This is a genomic window from Streptomyces sp. NPDC111516 (assembly GCF_055635345.1).
Map to the genome: position 1 here is coordinate 47,452 of NZ_JBVKBV010000025.1, position 16,483 is coordinate 63,934.

Genomic DNA, 16,483 nt, shown 5'->3' on the forward strand with positions numbered 1-16,483 from the left:
ATACCCCCGTACATCGAACGCAGCAGAACAGAAGGAAAAGGAACCTGTGCACGCCGACGTCATAGTGCTCGCCCGCCACATCGAACATCTGACCGGGGAGACCGTCGACCCGTCCGCGAACGCGGTCGCGATCGCTGATGGTCGTATCATCGCCGTCGGCGACGCGCCGGACCTCGAACCACTGCGGGGCCCCGGCACGGCCGTCCACGAGTTCCCGGGCGCCGCTGTCCTGCCCGGCCTCACCGACGTCCACGCGCACCCCGTTTGGGGGTCGATCTCGATCGGCAGCGGCGTGGACCTGTCCGGCGCATCGACCCTCGAGCAGGTGTTCACCCGCCTGACCGAGGCCGCGGACGCACGGGCGATGGACGAGTGGATCACCGGATACGACCTCGATGTGAACGTGTTCCACGGCGACCCGACCGGCATCGTGTTCGCGGAGCGCTTCCCCGGCAGACCGATCTCGCTGATGACACGCGACGCACACGCGCTCGTCGTGAGCCCGCGCGTCGTGGAACTCGTCGGCCTGACCGGCCATGAGACGTTCACCGACGCCTCGTCGATCGAGGTCGGCCCGGACGGCCGCCCGACCGGCTTCGTGGTCGAACTCCAGGCCATGGACCTGGTATTCGACCACTACCCCGAAGTGCCCGTGGACACTGCCGCCGCATACGTACGCCACCAGCTCGAACAGCTCGCGCGCAGCGGACTCACCGGCCTGCACGCGCTCGACTTCTCCGACCCCTCCGAAGCGGTGTACCGGCGCATCGAGGAACACGAGGACCTGCCGCTGCGTATCCGCTGCTCTCCGCTGGTGCCGGCCGACTCACCGCCGGAAGTCTGGCAGCACATCGTCGATCTCCAGGGTCGGCGCGGGCGGCGCTGGCACGTCGAGGGCGCGAAGTTCATGCTCGACGGTACGGCGGACAACGGCACGGCATGGTTCGACCGCCCGGACATCCACGGCGAGAACCGCGAGCCGCTGTGGCGCGACATCGACGCTTACCGCGACGCGATGCGCTTCTTCACCGAGCGCGGTATCCCGACCGCTACCCACGCGATCGGCGACCAGGCCGTCCGGTTCGCCCTCGACGTCATCGAGGAAGTGGGCCCGGCCACCCGCGCCCCGCACCGCATCGAGCACATCGAGTCCATCCCCGACGACCTGCTGGGCAGGTTCGCTGAACTCGACGTCGTGGCAAGCCTCCAACCCGTGCACGCGACCCGGCACACGCGCGCCGACGGCACCGACAACTGGTCGCGGCGCATCGGGCCCGACCGCGTCGCCCACGGCTGGCGTACACGCGATCTCCTGGATCACGGCGTCGTCGTGGCGCTCGGCTCCGACTGGCCCATCGGCCCCGGCGATCCGCGCATCGGCCTGGCCGACTGCCAGTTGCGCCGCCCGGTCGAGGAGCCGGACGCGGCGCCCGTGCAGCCCGGCCAGGCGGTCTCCGCGCGCGAGGCGTACACCGGCATGACCGCCGCCGCGGCGTATGCCGCCGGCGCGTCCGCCGAACTCGGGCGGATCGCGCCCGGCTGTCTCGCCGACCTCACCGTGTTCGCGGCCAACCCGCTCGACCTCGCCCCCGAAGCACAGCCCGGCAACGCCGTCCTCGCGACGATCCTCGGCGGTGCCGTACAGCTCCACACGAACACCGCGAAAGGACGCTCGTGACCGCGACGTCAATCCCACGCCCCGAACACCGCCGCCACGTCAAGGCCGCCGAAGCCGACCCGCACACCCGCGGCATCGTTCGCGGCGAGCAACTGCGCGACGGGATCCCCGCCGCGATCGACGCATATGCCCGGCTCTTCACCCTCGGCTCCATCACCCCTGCCCAAGTACGCGAGGACGCCGAGCGCGCCCTCGACGTCATCGGACGGTTCCGCCCAGGAACGCGCGCCGAGATCGAAGGCATCGCCCGCGGGTCCGGCACCGAACCGTGGCGCATCGCCGCCCTCAACGCGCGCACCGAGATCCTGGCACGCAGCGCCACCGTGCCGCCCGGCGAATGCACCACGATCGTGCGCCGCATCACCGGCGCCGGCCGTTCGGCGCCACGCACGTTCGGCGTCCAGACATGGGACTGGCACATCGAACTGAGCACCCTGTGGCACACGCTGGAGGTGCGCGGCGGCCGACACGACTTCGTCGGCCTCACCGAAGACGGCATCCTCGGCAAGATCGGCGTCAACAGTGCCGGACTCGCCCTGCACTTCAACATCCTCGGACACGTCCGCGACAGCATCGGCGGCATCCCCGTGCACGTACTCGCAGCGATCGTCCTCGAAGAGGCGGGCAGCGTCGCCGAGGCCGTCGAGATCGTCCGCAGCGCACCCCTCACGTCGTCCGGTTCGTTCGCCCTCTTCGACGAGACGGACGCAGTCCTCCTCGACCTGAGCCCGGTCGGCGTGTTTTCGATGCAGCCCGAACACGACACGCTCGTGCGCACCAACCACTTCCTGACGCCGACCCCCGCCGCGGACGAGAAGACGTGGCTCTACCAGCCCGATTCGGGCGAGCGCTACGACTTCGTCCGCGCACGTCTCACGCGCGCACAACCGCCGACCACGCTGGACGACCTCACGGGCCATCTCGTGACAGGGGACGGTGAGCCGCCGGTGACCTGCCTTCCCGACCTGGACAAACCGCTCGGCCAACGCTGGGCAAGCCTCGCGACCGTCGCCCTCGAACCAGCGACGCACACCGCCAGAATCCTCGACGGCACACCCGCAGACATCGGCTCGCGCGACTGGCGCATCCTCACTGCCGGCTGATCCGGACGCAGCCCGCCCGTGGACGGCCTGGGCGGGCTGCCGCAATCCCGCGCATGCCCGGTTCGTCAAGGCAGGCGGCGAGCCGCGGACCCTCGATAACCGTGCTGCCCGCGGCCGGTCCCAGCCGGCCGCGAGCCGGACGGACGCCGAGGTCGGTACTCCCACCACGGCCAGGCGTCCGGTGCCCACGAGGGCGGGGCTGGCGGCCGGGCCCGGCCGGGCCGCCCAGGCCCGCGAAGTGACTCGTCAGGGCCGGTGCCGCAGCGCCCCAGGGCCCGTCGCCACTTCCACCAGGTCTGTTCACCTGGTGTACGACGTGGTCTTGCTGACCCACTGGGCGAGTGTGATCTGCGTCGTCGGGGCGGCTCGGTCCGGCCTGCGGTGATGGCCGCATTCGTCCCGGGTGGCCGCGCACGCCCGCCTGTTTCGGCCTTGGCCACAAGCCAGGGCGTCGCGCAGAAGGGTCAGGTGTGCGGGCACCGCCGCCCTGCGGTCGTGCTCGTCCAGGCATGTGTCGCAGGTCGCCAGGTGAGCCCTCACAGCACTCGCCTCATCGGGTGCGAGGATCTCGAGTGCCTGTCCAGCCAGTAGTTCACGGATCCTGCGGCATTCCTCGACGACAGGCTTCTCGCCGGACATCTTGGTCGAGCAGTGGGCTTCGGTCATGGCGAAACCTCCGTTCTTGGTCTCACCTTCGTCCAGCAACGGCCCCTGGCGCGTCGTCTCCACACAGTGATTCCCGACTACCACGGCTGCGGTATCCGGTACGCCGGACTACTGCTGGGACCCAGCTCAGAACACCGTGCCGACGATTACGCGGGCACCTCTGTCGGTTCTGGTGTCCGTCTACAACGTGGCCGACCGCACGGTCGCGGGCGGCGAGGCGTTACTGTCCCCGACGGCGACGCGGCTTGCCGCCAGCGGGTTGTCCCGAATCCCGAGCAACTGAAAGACCACCCCGCAGCCAATGGCGACGGCCAGTACGCCGAACGGGTGACAACGTCACCACACCAACGCGGAACGGCCGACCGCCGAAGGCGACTATTACCGGCGGCGAGGTCGGGAAGTCGTCGGTTCGTTCGATCCAGGGCATGGTTCCGGCGTGCCTGCAGGATCTGTACGCCGAGCTGCCGAGGGGCTCACCCCGTGGGCGAGGCCGAGGTGGCTGCGCCGCTGCACTGCATCGCCTGCCGGGGATGGTCCGTCGGCGTCTCGGGGCCCTCGTGCCGGACTGCCAGGAGGCGCTGGAGCCAGCGGGTACGGGCGTTGCGTGCGTCCTGGCTGAGGGCAGCCTGCGGTGCCAAGCTGTCGAAGCCGTGGTAAGCACCGGGCCATACATGCAGTTCAGCCTGGCCGCCGTCCTGCCAGATCGCGTTCGCGTAAGCCACGTCCTCGTCCCGGAACATCTCGGCCGACCCGACTTCGATATAGGCCGGGGGGAGTCCGGAAAGATCCGTGGCGCGGGACGGAGCCGCGTAGGGCGGCAGGTCCGCAGCACCGTAGCGGTCACCCAGCAGTGCCTTCCACGCGGTCGCGTTGGAGGTGAGGTCCCACACGCCCAGGCCCGTCATCTGATGACTGGAGAAGGTGCTGCCGCGGTCGTCGAGCATCGGGCACAGCAGCAGTTGCCCCAGTGCCGCAGGACCGCCGCGGTCACGTGCCAGCAGGGCAAGGCCCGCGGCGAGCCCGCCGCCGGCGCTCTTCCCTCCGATGATGATGCGATCCGCGTCGATGTCCAGTTCCGCCGCGTGCCCGGCCGCCCAGACGAGTCCGGCGTAGCAGTCCTCCAGCGGTCCCGGGTACTGTGCCCGTGGCGCCAACCGGTACTCGACCGAGATGACAGCCAGTTCCAGCGGAACGGCCCACTCGCGAAGAATCCGCGGAAGCACGGACCACGCGTTGCCCATGACCATTGCGCCTCCGTGCATGTAGTACAGCAGAGGCAGCGGCCCGACGAGCCCGGACGGCCGCGCGCTCACGAGGGTGACATCCGGTCCGTCCGGCGGTCCCGGCACACAGAACTCCGCCACCTCGAAACGGCCGTCGGCGCCAAGGTCCTCGGCCGTCGGCCTGGGCCGGGTCGCGGCATCCTGCTCTTGCCGGGCCTCAAGATTGCCCGGGGTGACCGGCTCTCTCGACTCCTTACCCAACGCAGCCAGCACGATGCTCAGTTCGGGGTCGAAAGGGGGCGCTGCCTTCGGTGTCGGGACACGGCCGGACTCCGACGGCGCGCGGCGAACACTCATGTCCCACCCTCCCCCCCTGTCGGACGGCGGGATACCGCCCGGCATTCCTGCTGCAACAGCTCGGCCGCACACACGTGCCGTGGGCACGCGGCCCGCTGACGGTGCCGTTCCCCGGCTTCCGTAGCGTCACCGGGGCCGAGGAGAATGCCATGGTCCTCCAATGCGGCCCCCTGTCCAAGGCCCAGCTCTCCGAGGTCGCTGAGCTGCTGCAGTGAGAGGCCCGGCCGAGCGCCCGGCCGCGTGCGCCGCCCGGACCAAGTGATCGACAGTATCGGGGCGAGCGTTGGAGTTGCGCCAGGACAGACAGCGGTGCGGTTCACGGGTTGGCGCCGTCACCGACGCCTGAGCGCCAGGGCGCGCTGAGCGCCAGGGCGGCCAACGGAAGACGAGGACCTGGCCGACACACCGGTGCCGGCGTCGGCGAACTGTGCGCGATCCGGGTCGTGGACCGAATGAGCTCGTCAGCCCCTTCGGCCGATGCTCCTTGGCTTCAGGACTGGGAGGCCAGTAGCGCTGAGCCCAGTGGGGGAGCCATCTGCGCCGAATGGGTGTCTGCGGACACTTTGCGGCCAGTCGCTGGACGGCGGGGCTGGACCGCGGTTCAGATGAAGAACGGGGATACCCGGAGTGGGCGGCGGAAGTGAGGCGGTGGCGATGGCGGAGGACCGGCAGGACCCGGGAGGCCGGGACGACGCCCCGCAGAAGGACCGGGACACCCCTCACGGGGAGACACCGGCCGGGGCGTCCTACATGTCGCTGCTGAACCTGCCGCTCAGCTCGGACCTTGACCGCATCGGCGAACAACTGCACGCCCTGGCTCGCGCTCAGGGCACCCTCCAGGGGTTGCTTCAGGCAGTGCTGAGCATCACCGGCGAACTGGAACTGCCCGCGGTCCTGCGCCGCATCGTCAGCACCGCGATGAACCTGGCGGGTGCCCGCTACGGAGCCATGGGAGTGCTCGACGAGGAGGGCAGGTTCCTGGCCGAGTTCATCCCGCTGGGACTCACCGCGAAGGAGCTGGCGCACCTGGAAGGAGTCGAACTCCCACGCGGACGGGGCCTGCTGGGCCACCTGATCCACCACCCCGAGCCGCTGCGGGTGAAGGACATCGCCGCGCACCCGGAGTCGGCCGGCTTCCCTCCCGGCCACCCGCCCATGCACTCCCTGCTCGGCGTCGCGATCAGCGTGCGCGGACGGATCTACGGCAACCTCTACCTCTCCGAACGCAAGGACGGGCGCCCCTTCGACCGGCACGACGAGGGCGTGATCCTGGCACTCGCCGGCACAGCCGGGGTGGCCATCGAGAACGCCCGTCTCTACCAGCAGGTCCGCCACAGCGCCGAACAGTTCCAGCGGCTGCTGCTGCCCCGCCTGCCGGACCTGCACCCGTTCACGGCGGGAGCGGTCTACCGCCCCGCCAGCGCCCCCGCCGCACTGGGCGGGGACTGGTACGACGCCATGCTGCTGCCCGACGGCGCCTGCGCGGCGCTGATCGGGGATGTGGTCGGGCACGACCTGCAGGCCGCGGCCAACATGTCGCAGATCCGCAGCATGCTGCGGGCCCTGTGCTACGACGGGCGCACCCCGCCCAACACCGTCCTCACCCAGCTCGACCGCATCATGGACGCCTGGGACGAGGCCCCCATCACCACCGCCCTGGTAGCCCGCCTGGAGCCCGCCGACGGCGGCTGGCGGCTGCACTGGACCAGCGCCGGACACCTGCCGCCGCTGTTGTTGCTACCCGACGGCCGCGTGCGCTACCTGGACACCGATCCCGGGGTCCCCCTCGGGGTTGCGGCCGAGCTGCCCCGTCCCGATCACTGCCAGGTGCTGCCGGTCGACAGCACCGTCATCCTCTACACCGACGGCCTGGTGGAATTCCCCGGCCAGCCGCTCGACCAGGGCCTGGACGCGCTCGCGGTCACCGCCTCCCAGCACGCAGGCCTGCCCCCGGAGGAGCTGTGCCGGGCACTGGCCGACCACCACCCCAGCGACGGCCACGACGACATAGCGGTTATCGCCCTGCGCACCCCACCCCTCACGGGCTACGCCCGCTCCTGACACCTCAAGACTCGGGGTAACGCCGTCCGGGAGGGGCCAATTCTCCTGCGCCCCTGGTCTCAGTGGTGGCGCCCGATCAAGGGCAGGCCGATCACAGTGCAGCGCGGTATGCCTCCAGACGGTCGGCCAACTCCTTCGGGTGGCCGAGCATGGGGCAGTGATCGCCTGGCATCTCGTCCGGCTGGAAGCCAAGGCGTTCGGCGACCGTCCTCCGCATGAACTCGGGAGGGAAGAAGCGGTCGTCGGACGACATGAGGAACCTGGTCGGCACCTTCGGCCACGTGTCCAGCGGCCACGGCTCTCCGAACGGAGTCGGCGCCTGGTTCCGCTGGTGCTCCGCCATGAACTCGGCGGCCAGATCGGCCGGAGTGTCCTGCAGCACGAGGGAGAGCGCGCCTTCGTCCGTGTCCTCTGCCACGCCCCTGCGCCGGTCGGCCTCCTGCCGTGCCGGGCCATAGCCGGTGTTGTCCCACCACTGCCCCGGTGACTCGCCCGGCACCGGTACCTGAGCCTGGAGCATCACCAGCAGATCCACTGACACCCGGTCGCACACCAGCGGACCGGTGAAACCGCCGAACGAGTGGGCGACGACGACGAGACCGGTGCGTTCGCTGATCGCCTCGACCACCGTGTCCGTGTACTCCGTGAGCCCGGCTGACTCGTCATCGCACGGCAGGTCCGGTGCGACTACCTCGTGGCCCCGGTCGCGCAGTTCGGCAGCCAGCGGCCCCCAGTACCACGAATCGACAGCCGCGGCATGGATCAAAACGTACGTCGTCATGAACGGGCCCCTCCACCACCAGTAGCTCACTGCGCTGCGGGCGAGTCTACGTACCGCTTCCCTTCCCGGTGGCGAAGTGCGCATGTGAGGAGACCTCGGTGCGGTGAGCGAGAGCTGACGACGGCGCCAATGACAATGGCCGGCGTGGCCCGCGCATGTCACCCACGCCGAGTACGGCGGCACCCGCAGCAGCACCCGCAACGCCTGATCCACCCCGGCCGCATCCCTAACGACCCCCGGCCCGGTCACCCGAGCACCCCGGCACCGGTCGAAGAAAGTCGTCATCATGCGCGGAGCCGTCATCCACGCTCCCGGGACATGCGCTTCGGGGAGCGCGCAGACCCGAAGATCGTCAACCCCAGCGACGTGAAGAACATCAAGCCCGGCCCGTTCGTCGTCGGCAAGCTGGACAGCCTGGCCGCCGCCATGCTCACGATGGGCCAACTGCTGCCAGCCGGCGCCTGACCACCCCGCATTCCGCACCGCTTTGCGCTCGTCGAGCTCCATCACTCCCCGGGGCGCGCATCATCAAAGGAGGAGAGACCATCGACGAGGAGTGGCGATGAGGTTGTCGTTCCTTGATCCCCTCTACGCGGAGCCGGGCCCGTTCGCCTCCGTGTACCTGGACACCTCCCGAGACGTCGAGCATCCCGAGCGGGCGATCGCGCTGCGCTGGCGGCGGCTGCGCGAGAGTCTGTCCCGTCAGGGCACGGACCGGGCGCTGCTGAACGTACTGGAGGAGGTGGTCGGCGCGGACACAGAGGTGCCGGGGTTGCACGGTCAGGCCATCTTCGCCGCCCACGGCACACTCGTCCTGGACGGGGAGCTGCCCAGGCCGCCCGAGCACGACTCCGCGCGCTACAGCACCCTGCCGGACGCGATGCCCCTGGTCACCCAGCACGTTCCGGAGATCCCCTACTTGGCCGTGGTCGTCCACTACGGCGGCCTTCCGACCGCCGAGACCCACGGCTGGGTAACTCTGGAGGCGGAGACCGGTATCTGGCCCGCGTCCACCGTCGCCCCGGGTGAGCGGCTGCACCGCAGGGTCGCGGTGGCGACCTGGCACCGCACCTCCCTCCGGCTCGGCCACCGGCTGGACGAACGGGCGCGGCGCGCCCATGCCGACGCCGTCGTCGTGGGCGGCGACGAGTGGGCGTGCAACGTACTGATCCGCCGCCTGCCACACACCCTGCGGGACAAGGTCGTACGCGTGGGCGGCCGGACCCCCACCGACACCGGACGCGCCCTGTTGGAGCCGCAGCTCGACGGCGTCTTCCGCGGCCGCATGGCCGCGCACGACCGGGAACTCGTGGACATCTTCATCGGCCGGCGTGCCCTGGACGGACCCATGACGCAAGGGCTGGCCACCACCGTCGCCGCCCTCCAGCGCGGCCAGGTCGCGGCACTGCTGCTGAACCGGCCGCCAGGGTCTTCGCTGCGGCTCTGGGCGGGCTCCCAGCCCACTCAGCTCGCCCTCACCGAGGCGGAGCTGATGTCCTTCGGCGTGCGGGCACCCCGCGAGGAACGCGCCGACGAGGCCCTCGTCCGGGCCCTCGTCGGCACCGGTGCCGAGCTGGTCGTCGTACCGGAGAGCGAGCTGAGGCTGCGCGACGGCGTGGGCGCCCTGCTGCGGTATACCGACCCGGGGACCCGGTCCTGACGCCGGCGCACTGCGTCTCCCGGATCACGGGTCGCCCCTTGCGCCCGACCGCCCCGAATCGCGCCGCGCGCGCAACGTGCCGACACTGGGCTGGAGTGGCAGCGCGGCGGATGAGTGGTGGATGGGGCGCATGGACAGGAGCAGGAGCGGCGCGGTGGAGAGGGACGTCTCGATCACCCCGCCCGGACCGGAACGCACCACGACCGGGGCCGCCGGCGCCACCGCCACGACCCCGCGGTCCGATGGCGCATGAAGGGACCCCCGAGGACCTGGTCCGCGCGGCCCACGCCGTGGGCGTGACCGACGACCGTCTCCTGGCGGCCGTACGGAGCATCCCCCGGGCGGAATTCGTCCCCGCGGACGAGGTGGCATCCGCGTACCGGGACACGCCCGTTCCGCTTCCCCACGGGCAGGTGACCACCCAGCCCTCACTGATCGCCATGATGGTCTCCGCTCTCGGCCTCACCGGAGACGAACAGGTCCTGGAGGTCGGGACCGGATACGGCTGGCAGACCGCGCTGCTGGCCCGCTTGGCCGCGCACGTCGTCAGCATCGAGCGCTGGCCCGACCTGGTCGACGAGGCCCGCCTGCGGCTGGCCGGGCAGGGCGTCGGCAATGCCGACGTCGTACTGGGCGACGGGACCCTCGGGATGCCGACCCGTGCCCCGTACGACGCCGTCATCGTCTGCGCGGCCTTTCCGCGAGTGCCTGAGCCGCTCGTGGATCAGCTCTGCACCGGTGGCCGGCTCGTCCAGCCGATCGGGCAGGGCGGGCGGGAGCGCGTCGAGCTGTACGAGCGGCGGGCACGCGGCCTGGTGCGACGCCGGACGGTCACCGCGGCCCGGTTCGTCCGGCTGTACGGCGCCCATGGCTACGACCAGCGGTGACGCGCTCAGCGCTGATAGGTCCCGACCAGGGTGCCGGAGGCCAGCTCCCTGCCCTTCAGTGCACGGTGCACGTCCTCGGCACCCGGGTGGTCGTGCAGCGGCAGCGGCTCGGACAGGGCGTACAGGCGGAAGAAATAGCGGTGCGGCCCGTGCCCCGGTGGAGGCATCGGCCCTCCCCAGCCCACGCGGCCGAAGCCGTTGGGCCACGGCAGGCCCCCCAGGGGCTTCTGGCCCTCCGGCGCCCCGGTGGTCCCCGGATCGATGCCGGTCACCAGCCAGTGCAGGAAGGTCGTCCCCGGCGCGTCCGGGTCCTCGCACAGGAGCACCAATTCCGTGGCCTCGTGGGGTACCCCCGACCAGGTCAGGGGCGGTGAGATGTTCTCACCCTCCCCGCTGTACCGACGGGGGATCACTGTTTTGTCGTCGAACGCGGTGCTGCTGAGTTCAATTCCGCTCATGTGCGCCGCCATACCCGCAACGGCGGCACCGGCACCGGTCCGCACCCCAAAACCCCCGTTCGGCCGAGCCCAGCCGGGCCGCCGCCGGAAGCGGGGGTGAAGATGGCCGTGTGCCGACAAGGATCCTGCTCGAGAGCCGCCCTGGCGCGGGCAAGACGACCGCCCTCCGTCGACTGGCCGCGCTGCTGCCCACCCACGCGGCCACCGGCTTCACCACCGAGGAGATCCGGCAATCCGGCGCCCGCGTCGGATTCGCCCTGGAGACTCTGGCAGGCCGGCGGGCGGTACTCGCCCATGTCGACCTGCCCGGTCCGCCACGGGTAGGGAAGTACGGCGTCGACCTGGGCGTCATGGAACGGCTGGCGCTGCCGTCGCTTCGGCCGGCAGCAACCGAGGAGGCCACCGGGCGGCTGGTGCTCATCGACGAGCTGGGGCGGATGGAACTGGCGTGCACGGCGTTTCGGCACGCGGTCGACGCGCTGTTCGTAGCAGAGGTCGACGTCGTCGCCACGGTCCACACGCACCGCGATCCGTTCACCGATGCCCTCAAGCGGCGCGCCGACATCGAGGTCGTCCAGCTCACTCCGGCAAACCGGGACGTCCTGCCGGGGGAGCTCGCGGCCCGGCTGCAGCAGCCCCGGACGCACGGAAGGCCCCTCTCTCACGAATGAGAGACCGGCCCAGCACCTGATGCAGGCTGCCGTGGAGGCCGAGATGGCTGTGTCCGGCCGGCGAGGCCGGCCGGTGGCCGAGCGAGGGTGCCGCTCGGGCACGGCAAGGAAAGAGGCCGACGTCCGGTGCCGCCCGGGTCAGCCCGACTTCGGCGGCTTCTGCGCGTCGAAGGCGAAGAGGGTGTTCTTGGCCGCGGCCACGATCACCGCACGCCCCGCAACGGTCACGCGCGGGCTTGCGCCCTGCTCGCCCGTCAAACCATCGGCCTGCGGGTCTGTTGTCCACAGGGGTTTGCCGTCGTACGGCGACAGCGCGACCACCCGGCCGGTGGCCGAGCTGAAATACAGCGCCTCGGCTCCCGCAACGGGACCCGACGCACCCTCCACGCTGGTCTGCCGCGACCACTTCTTCCGGCCGGTCGCGGGGTCGAGCGCTGTGACGAGACCGGTCTGCCCGCTCACGTAGACGGTGCCATCCGCCATGCCGGGCGTCCCCGCGTATGTCTTGGCCAGTGGGGAGTACGTGACCTTCCGCGAGGCCGGGTCGACCCGCGCCACCCCGTCGTAGCCGGCCGGCGCCGTCCCCTCCATGTGTACCTGAAGGAGTACGAGCCTGCCGTTGGTGACGCCCATCGGCACGGCGGGGCCGTTGACCGCGATGGGCCTGCCCAGTTTCCCCGAGGCGCGATCGACCGCGTACAGGGTGGGGTGGCGCACCTCCAAGGCATCCACCTCCGTATCCGTCGCGCACATCGCGAAGAGCTGTGGGCCCACCGGGACGGGAGCGCACTGCGTACCCGCGGGGAACGACGTCGTCCAGGTGACCTCACCGCTGTGCGCGTCCCGGTTCTCGAAGCGGGAGTTGGAAGCGTCGACGGTCACGACGGCGGAGCCGACCACAAGGGCGTCCTGAGTCCGGCCCGTGACGGCCTTCGACTGGGCGCCGGACGGCACGGACCACAGCTCCCGGCCGTTGCCGGCGTCGATGGCCACCACCTCGCTGGGAGGGTCCTGCGGGGCGTCCTGGGCGGCGAAGCGGTAGCCGAGCACCGTGTCGTCGGTGGCGCCCACCAGGTGCATGCCCTGGACGGGGATGCCCGGGCTCTTCGCCGTCCACACCCGCGAGCCGTCCAGGGCCCTGATACGGGTCGCGACAACACCGCCGCCCCCGCAGAACAGCGCGTCGCCCCGCGCGACGCAACGCAGCTCGTCGGGGGTGTCCTCGCGACCGCCCAGCACGGTCTTGTGCCACGGCTCGAAACCGTCCGGGAGTACGGCACCCGGCGCCGCAACACTGTTGCCCTTGTCGCCACCGCTGTTCCCCCCGGAGCCGCCCGCGTTCAGTGCGGCGACTCCCCCACCGATCGCTGCCACCGCGACCGCGGCCGCGAGCGCAGGCCGCCATCGGCGACGCAGACGGCGGCCGTTGGGGGTGCCGGTGCTCCCTGTATCGGGACCGGCCGGGGTGGTGGTCGGGGCAGTCGGCGCCGGGGTGGCCCGCGTCGCGAAGTGATGCTGGGTGATCATGTCGCGGGTGCGGCCCGCGCCAACCCCGTTCGCGTCGGTCCCGCCGAGGTCGGCCGGCAGGTCCCGCAGCAGCACGAGGAGTTCGTCCGCAGAGGGGCGCCCCTTGGGCTCCTTGTCCAGGCACGACTCGACCACCGCGCGCAAAGCCACCGGCACGGCACCCAGCGACGGCTCCTCGTGCACCACCTGATACGCCGTCATGTACGGGCTGTCCGCGTCGAAGGGTCCGTGGCCCGTCGCTGCGTACACCAGCAGCGTTCCCAGCGAGAAGACATCGGACCGCGACCCCACACCACGCGGCGCCTGCAACTGCTCCGGCGACATGAAGGGCGGCGTACCGATGACCCGCCCTGTCATCGTCAGCGTCTGCTGGTCCACGGCGCGCGAAATGCCGAAGTCGATGACGCGCGGTCCCTCGGGCGAGAGCACGACGTTCGAGGGCTTCAGGTCACGGTGGACGACCCCCACCCGGTGGATGTCGCGCAGCGCCTCCGCCAGCCCGATGGCGAGCCTCCTCAGCTCCGCTCCGTTCAGCGGGCCCTTCGTGGCGATGCGCTGGGCGAGCGTGTGCCCCTCGATATAGGTCGTCGCCATCCATGGCTGCTCGGCCTCAGGGGCAGCGTCGACCACGGCGGCGGTGAACGCGCCGCTCACCCGCCTCGCCGCCGCCACCTCCTGCCGGAAACGGATGCGGAATTCGTCGTCCCCCGCGAACTGCTGGTGGATCAGTTTGATCGCGACAGGTCGCCCCGAACTCGTACGGGCCAGAAAGACCGTGCCCATGCCCCCCGAACCGAGCCGCGCCTCAAGCGCATAGCCGCCGATCTCGACTGGATCGCCTCCGCGCAGCGACACTCTTCCCGACCTCCCGTCCCCCGTGCACCTCTGTCACCACGGGCCTGCGTACCTGTCCTGCACACAAACTAGCCGCAGGGCAGTACGGCAGAGCAAAGCGGGTGACGAACAGGGAGCCCGGGGCTGCTCCCTAAGAGGAGCTCACAAAATGGGAGTCCGATCAACTCGCGCCGTCTGGTGCGTGCGATCGCAAGGCGCCGGAAGGTCCTCGGATGGGGTCTCCCCTGCTCTTCAAGAGCTTGGGGAAGGAGCTACCAGGGCATTTCGGCAACGCAGCGAGCGTGCGTGCCAGGCGTCGCGAGCCGGGCGCCCATTTTGCGAGCTCCTCTGAGGGCCGCACGGTGCGGGGCCCATCGCCACACGCATAACCCCGTCGGCACGAGCCGACGGGGTTCGTGACAGACAAAAGACCTGCTGGCCGCCTTCGCTCACCATGCAGCAGCAACGCGCACTGCTCGTTCGGTGCGGCTCGTTCGGTGCGGCCGGACTTCCCCTCCACAGCCCCACCGAAGCGATCGACTGACCAACGAAGCTCAGACGCACCTGACGGTCCGCATTATCGACGTTCGTGGCCACCAACCTCCGTTAGGGCAACCGTCACGGTATCTCGCGAGGTGCGAGCTGCGTTGGGGCGTAGCCATGAAGGTCAAGTACAAGGCGAGGCCCGCAGCGCCCAGCACCTGCATCTCTCCCCCCGACCCGCACGACTTCGTCGCCCACGACATCAGCGGGATCGTCGTCCGGCCCAGGCGGGTGGGCGTCGCTCCGCCTGTCCTTGGAAGAACGTCCTGGCCGGCTCCCGGTCATGTGCCGGCGCTGAACACGACCGCGCTTCCGTCCAGACGTTGTCGCCGGGCGGGAGCGCGGTCGGGTGGGTGGGTCAGGACCTCTGCGCCTTGTCGGTTACCCGCTCGCCGAGGTCCGGATTCCCGTCCGCGGGCGGCCCCGCGTCGGCATCGGCGGTGTCGGTGCCCGCGACCCGCTGTGGCAGCTTCGCCGCGATCGCGATCGTCACCACGGCGAGAGCGGCCGCGACGCCGAAACCCAGTTTCATCCCGCTCACCTGGGCGGGCACGGCGGCGACACCATCGGCGATCTGGCTGGTGGTGCGCGATGACATCACGGTCACCATCAGCGCGGTGCCGAACGCCGCGGCGACCTGCTGCAGCGTTCCCAGAATCGAGCTGCCATGGGAGTACAAGTGCGGTGGCAGCGCGCCCATGCCGAGGGCGAAGACCGGAGTGAACGTCGCCGCCAGGCTCACCATCAGCAGCACGTGCAGACCCAGAATCTGCCAGTACGGCGTCGCCATCGCGATCTGCGTATATCCGGCGAGGGCGAGCGCGATGCCGATCGAGCCGGGCAGCACCAGCGTCCGGCTGCCGAACCGGTCGAATGCCTTTCCGACGGTCGGTCCCAGCACGCCCATGGCCAGACCACCCGGCATGACCAGCAGACCGGTTTCGAGCGGGCTGAGGCCGCGCACGTTCTGCAGATACAGCGGCAGCAGCATCATCGAGCCGAGCATCGTCAGGAAGCCGATGGCCATCAGGGCCAGGGACAGGGTGAAGGTGCCGTACCGGAGGGTGCGCAGGTCCATCAGCGGCGTACCATCACGCTGCAGCCTGAGCTGGCGGAGCGCGAAGACCGCGATGGCCGCGATGCCGGCGGCGGCGATGCCGATGCCGAACGTCCTGCGGTCACTCTCACCGACCAGGCTCAGGCCGTACACCAGGCCGCCGAAGCCGAGCGCCGCGACGCAGACACTGAACCAGTCGATGGAACTCGCCTGCTGCTCACCGATGTTCTCCAGCTTGCGCAGCCCGAAGAGGGTCACCCCGGCCGCGATGGGCAGCACGACCACGAACAGCAGCCGCCAGGAGCCGGCCTGCAGGATGACCCCGGACACGGCGGGCCCTAGCGCGGGCGCCACCGACATCGCCAGGGTGACGTTGCCCATCACCTTGCCACGGTTCTGCTCGGGCACCACAGTCATCAACGTGGTCATCAGCAGCGGCATCATCACGGCCGTGCCCGCGGCCTGCACGATACGGCCCGCCAGCAGCACCTCGAAGGCCTGGGCGACGGCCGACACGACGGTACCCACGAGGAAGGTGCCCATCGCGAGCGCGTAGGCCTGGCGGGTGGTGACCCGCTGCAGGAGCCATCCGGTGACCGGAATCACCGCGGCCATGGCGAGCATGAACGCGGTGGACACCCACTGCGCCGACTGCTCGGTGATGTGCAAGGACTCCATCAGCCGCGGGATCGCGTTGATCATGACGGTCTCGTTGAGGATCACCACGAACGTGGCCAGCACCAGCAGCCGCACCACAATAGGTGTGCCGCCGCTTGCCTCCGCGGCGGTCGGTCGTTCCGGTGTCGCAGCTGACATGACAGCACCTCACTGGGGTTCCTGGTCGCAGTCGTCCCGTAGCCGAGGGTCGCCGGACTGGATGGTCGGTCATTGCACCGATACAGACCGGCGGGCACGCCAGAACTCATCGGCCGCCTGAGTGTGCCTCATCGCCGAGAGGATCGCCCCCGAATAGGCGT

At 70.5% G+C, this 16,483-nt stretch carries 15 protein-coding genes; 9 read left to right on the plus strand and 6 right to left on the minus strand.

Annotation, left to right across the window (positions count from 1 at the left end; genetic code table 11):
• Positions 1 to 46: 46 nt before the first annotated feature.
• Together ACZ7L9_RS32055 and ACZ7L9_RS32060 are read left to right on the plus strand one after the other, a co-directional pair.
• Positions 47 to 1,678, plus strand: a complete 1,632-nt coding sequence (locus tag ACZ7L9_RS32055; protein ID WP_471420760.1) for an amidohydrolase — start codon at positions 47 to 49, stop codon at positions 1,676 to 1,678.
• A complete protein-coding gene (locus tag ACZ7L9_RS32060; protein WP_471420762.1) occupies positions 1,675 to 2,781 on the plus strand; it encodes a C45 family autoproteolytic acyltransferase/hydolase in 1,107 nt (368 codons plus the stop codon). Before ACZ7L9_RS32055 ends, ACZ7L9_RS32060 begins: the two co-directional genes overlap by 4 nt.
• 300 nt (positions 2,782 to 3,081) lie before the next feature.
• Here ACZ7L9_RS32060 and ACZ7L9_RS32065 read toward each other — a convergent pair whose 3' ends face one another.
• Together ACZ7L9_RS32065 and ACZ7L9_RS32070 are read right to left on the minus strand one after the other, a co-directional pair.
• Positions 3,082 to 3,510 carry a zf-HC2 domain-containing protein gene (locus tag ACZ7L9_RS32065; RefSeq protein WP_471420763.1) on the minus strand — a complete coding sequence of 143 codons (429 nt, stop codon included), beginning with the start codon at positions 3,508 to 3,510 and terminating at the stop codon, positions 3,082 to 3,084.
• A gap of 410 nt (positions 3,511 to 3,920) precedes the next feature.
• Entirely contained in the window at positions 3,921 to 5,027 is a 1,107-nt protein-coding gene (locus ACZ7L9_RS32070; protein WP_471420765.1) for an alpha/beta hydrolase, read from the minus strand.
• 74 nt (positions 5,028 to 5,101) lie between these two features.
• Here ACZ7L9_RS32070 and ACZ7L9_RS32075 point away from each other — a divergent pair, with 74 nt between their 5' ends.
• Entirely contained in the window at positions 5,102 to 5,242 is a 141-nt protein-coding gene (locus ACZ7L9_RS32075; protein WP_471420767.1) for a hypothetical protein, read from the plus strand.
• 535 nt (positions 5,243 to 5,777) lie between these two features.
• Positions 5,778 to 7,088, plus strand: a complete 1,311-nt coding sequence (locus ACZ7L9_RS32080) for a PP2C family protein-serine/threonine phosphatase (protein ID WP_471420861.1) — start codon at positions 5,778 to 5,780, stop codon at positions 7,086 to 7,088.
• Positions 7,089 to 7,179: 91 nt separating this feature from the next.
• Here ACZ7L9_RS32080 and ACZ7L9_RS32085 read toward each other — a convergent pair whose 3' ends face one another.
• Positions 7,180 to 7,869, minus strand: coding sequence for an alpha/beta fold hydrolase (locus tag ACZ7L9_RS32085; protein WP_471420768.1), 690 nt, complete (start codon positions 7,867 to 7,869; stop codon positions 7,180 to 7,182).
• A gap of 318 nt (positions 7,870 to 8,187) precedes the next feature.
• Between ACZ7L9_RS32085 and ACZ7L9_RS32090 the strand changes: the two genes are divergently transcribed.
• The 4 genes from ACZ7L9_RS32090 (at position 8,188) to ACZ7L9_RS32105 (ending at position 10,416) form a co-directional block, all read left to right on the plus strand.
• Positions 8,188 to 8,334: a hypothetical protein gene (locus ACZ7L9_RS32090; protein ID WP_471420770.1), complete on the plus strand. Its 147-nt coding sequence runs from the start codon at positions 8,188 to 8,190 to the stop codon at positions 8,332 to 8,334.
• A gap of 97 nt (positions 8,335 to 8,431) precedes the next feature.
• The gene (locus ACZ7L9_RS32095; protein WP_471420771.1) at positions 8,432 to 9,529 is read left to right on the plus strand and encodes a baeRF2 domain-containing protein; all 1,098 of its coding nucleotides are present in this window, start codon (positions 8,432 to 8,434) and stop codon (positions 9,527 to 9,529) included.
• A gap of 130 nt (positions 9,530 to 9,659) precedes the next feature.
• The gene (locus tag ACZ7L9_RS32100) at positions 9,660 to 9,782 is read left to right on the plus strand and encodes a hypothetical protein (protein WP_471420773.1); all 123 of its coding nucleotides are present in this window, start codon (positions 9,660 to 9,662) and stop codon (positions 9,780 to 9,782) included.
• Entirely contained in the window at positions 9,772 to 10,416 is a 645-nt protein-coding gene (locus ACZ7L9_RS32105; RefSeq protein ID WP_471420775.1) for a protein-L-isoaspartate(D-aspartate) O-methyltransferase, read from the plus strand. The genes ACZ7L9_RS32100 and ACZ7L9_RS32105 overlap by 11 nt, the downstream gene beginning before the upstream one ends.
• 5 nt (positions 10,417 to 10,421) lie before the next feature.
• Here ACZ7L9_RS32105 and ACZ7L9_RS32110 read toward each other — a convergent pair whose 3' ends face one another.
• On the minus strand, positions 10,422 to 10,874 hold the full coding sequence (locus ACZ7L9_RS32110) for a YbhB/YbcL family Raf kinase inhibitor-like protein (RefSeq protein ID WP_471420777.1): 453 nt from the start codon (positions 10,872 to 10,874) through the stop codon (positions 10,422 to 10,424).
• A gap of 110 nt (positions 10,875 to 10,984) precedes the next feature.
• Between ACZ7L9_RS32110 and ACZ7L9_RS32115 the strand changes: the two genes are divergently transcribed.
• Complete coding sequence (locus tag ACZ7L9_RS32115) at positions 10,985 to 11,545, plus strand: nucleoside-triphosphatase (RefSeq protein ID WP_471420778.1); 561 nt, start codon at positions 10,985 to 10,987, stop codon at positions 11,543 to 11,545.
• A gap of 138 nt (positions 11,546 to 11,683) precedes the next feature.
• On the opposite strand, the gene ACZ7L9_RS32120 is transcribed toward ACZ7L9_RS32115, so the two are convergent.
• Both ACZ7L9_RS32120 and ACZ7L9_RS32125 read right to left on the minus strand, forming a co-directional pair.
• Positions 11,684 to 13,927: a serine/threonine-protein kinase gene (locus ACZ7L9_RS32120; protein ID WP_471420780.1), complete on the minus strand. Its 2,244-nt coding sequence runs from the start codon at positions 13,925 to 13,927 to the stop codon at positions 11,684 to 11,686.
• 880 nt (positions 13,928 to 14,807) lie between these two features.
• Positions 14,808 to 16,322, minus strand: a complete 1,515-nt coding sequence (locus ACZ7L9_RS32125; RefSeq protein WP_471420781.1) for an MDR family MFS transporter — start codon at positions 16,320 to 16,322, stop codon at positions 14,808 to 14,810.
• Between the last annotated feature and the right edge of the window lie 161 nt (positions 16,323 to 16,483).

What these genes read in the sequence shown, in the direction of transcription:
- ACZ7L9_RS32070 (WP_471420765.1), bottom strand. Translation starts at nt 5,027, where the DNA reads ATGAGTGTTCGCCGCGCGCCGTCGGAGTCCGGCCGTGTCCCGACACCG.
- ACZ7L9_RS32080 (WP_471420861.1), top strand. Translation starts at nt 5,778, where the DNA reads ATGTCGCTGCTGAACCTGCCGCTCAGCTCGGACCTTGACCGCATCGGC.
- ACZ7L9_RS32085 (WP_471420768.1), bottom strand. Translation starts at nt 7,869, where the DNA reads ATGACGACGTACGTTTTGATCCATGCCGCGGCTGTCGATTCGTGGTAC.
- ACZ7L9_RS32090 (WP_471420770.1), top strand. Translation starts at nt 8,188, where the DNA reads ATGCGCTTCGGGGAGCGCGCAGACCCGAAGATCGTCAACCCCAGCGAC.
- ACZ7L9_RS32095 (WP_471420771.1), top strand. Translation starts at nt 8,432, where the DNA reads ATGAGGTTGTCGTTCCTTGATCCCCTCTACGCGGAGCCGGGCCCGTTC.
- ACZ7L9_RS32100 (WP_471420773.1), top strand. Translation starts at nt 9,660, where the DNA reads ATGGACAGGAGCAGGAGCGGCGCGGTGGAGAGGGACGTCTCGATCACC.
- ACZ7L9_RS32105 (WP_471420775.1), top strand. Translation starts at nt 9,772, where the DNA reads ATGGCGCATGAAGGGACCCCCGAGGACCTGGTCCGCGCGGCCCACGCC.
- ACZ7L9_RS32110 (WP_471420777.1), bottom strand. Translation starts at nt 10,874, where the DNA reads ATGAGCGGAATTGAACTCAGCAGCACCGCGTTCGACGACAAAACAGTG.
- ACZ7L9_RS32125 (WP_471420781.1), bottom strand. Translation starts at nt 16,322, where the DNA reads ATGTCAGCTGCGACACCGGAACGACCGACCGCCGCGGAGGCAAGCGGC.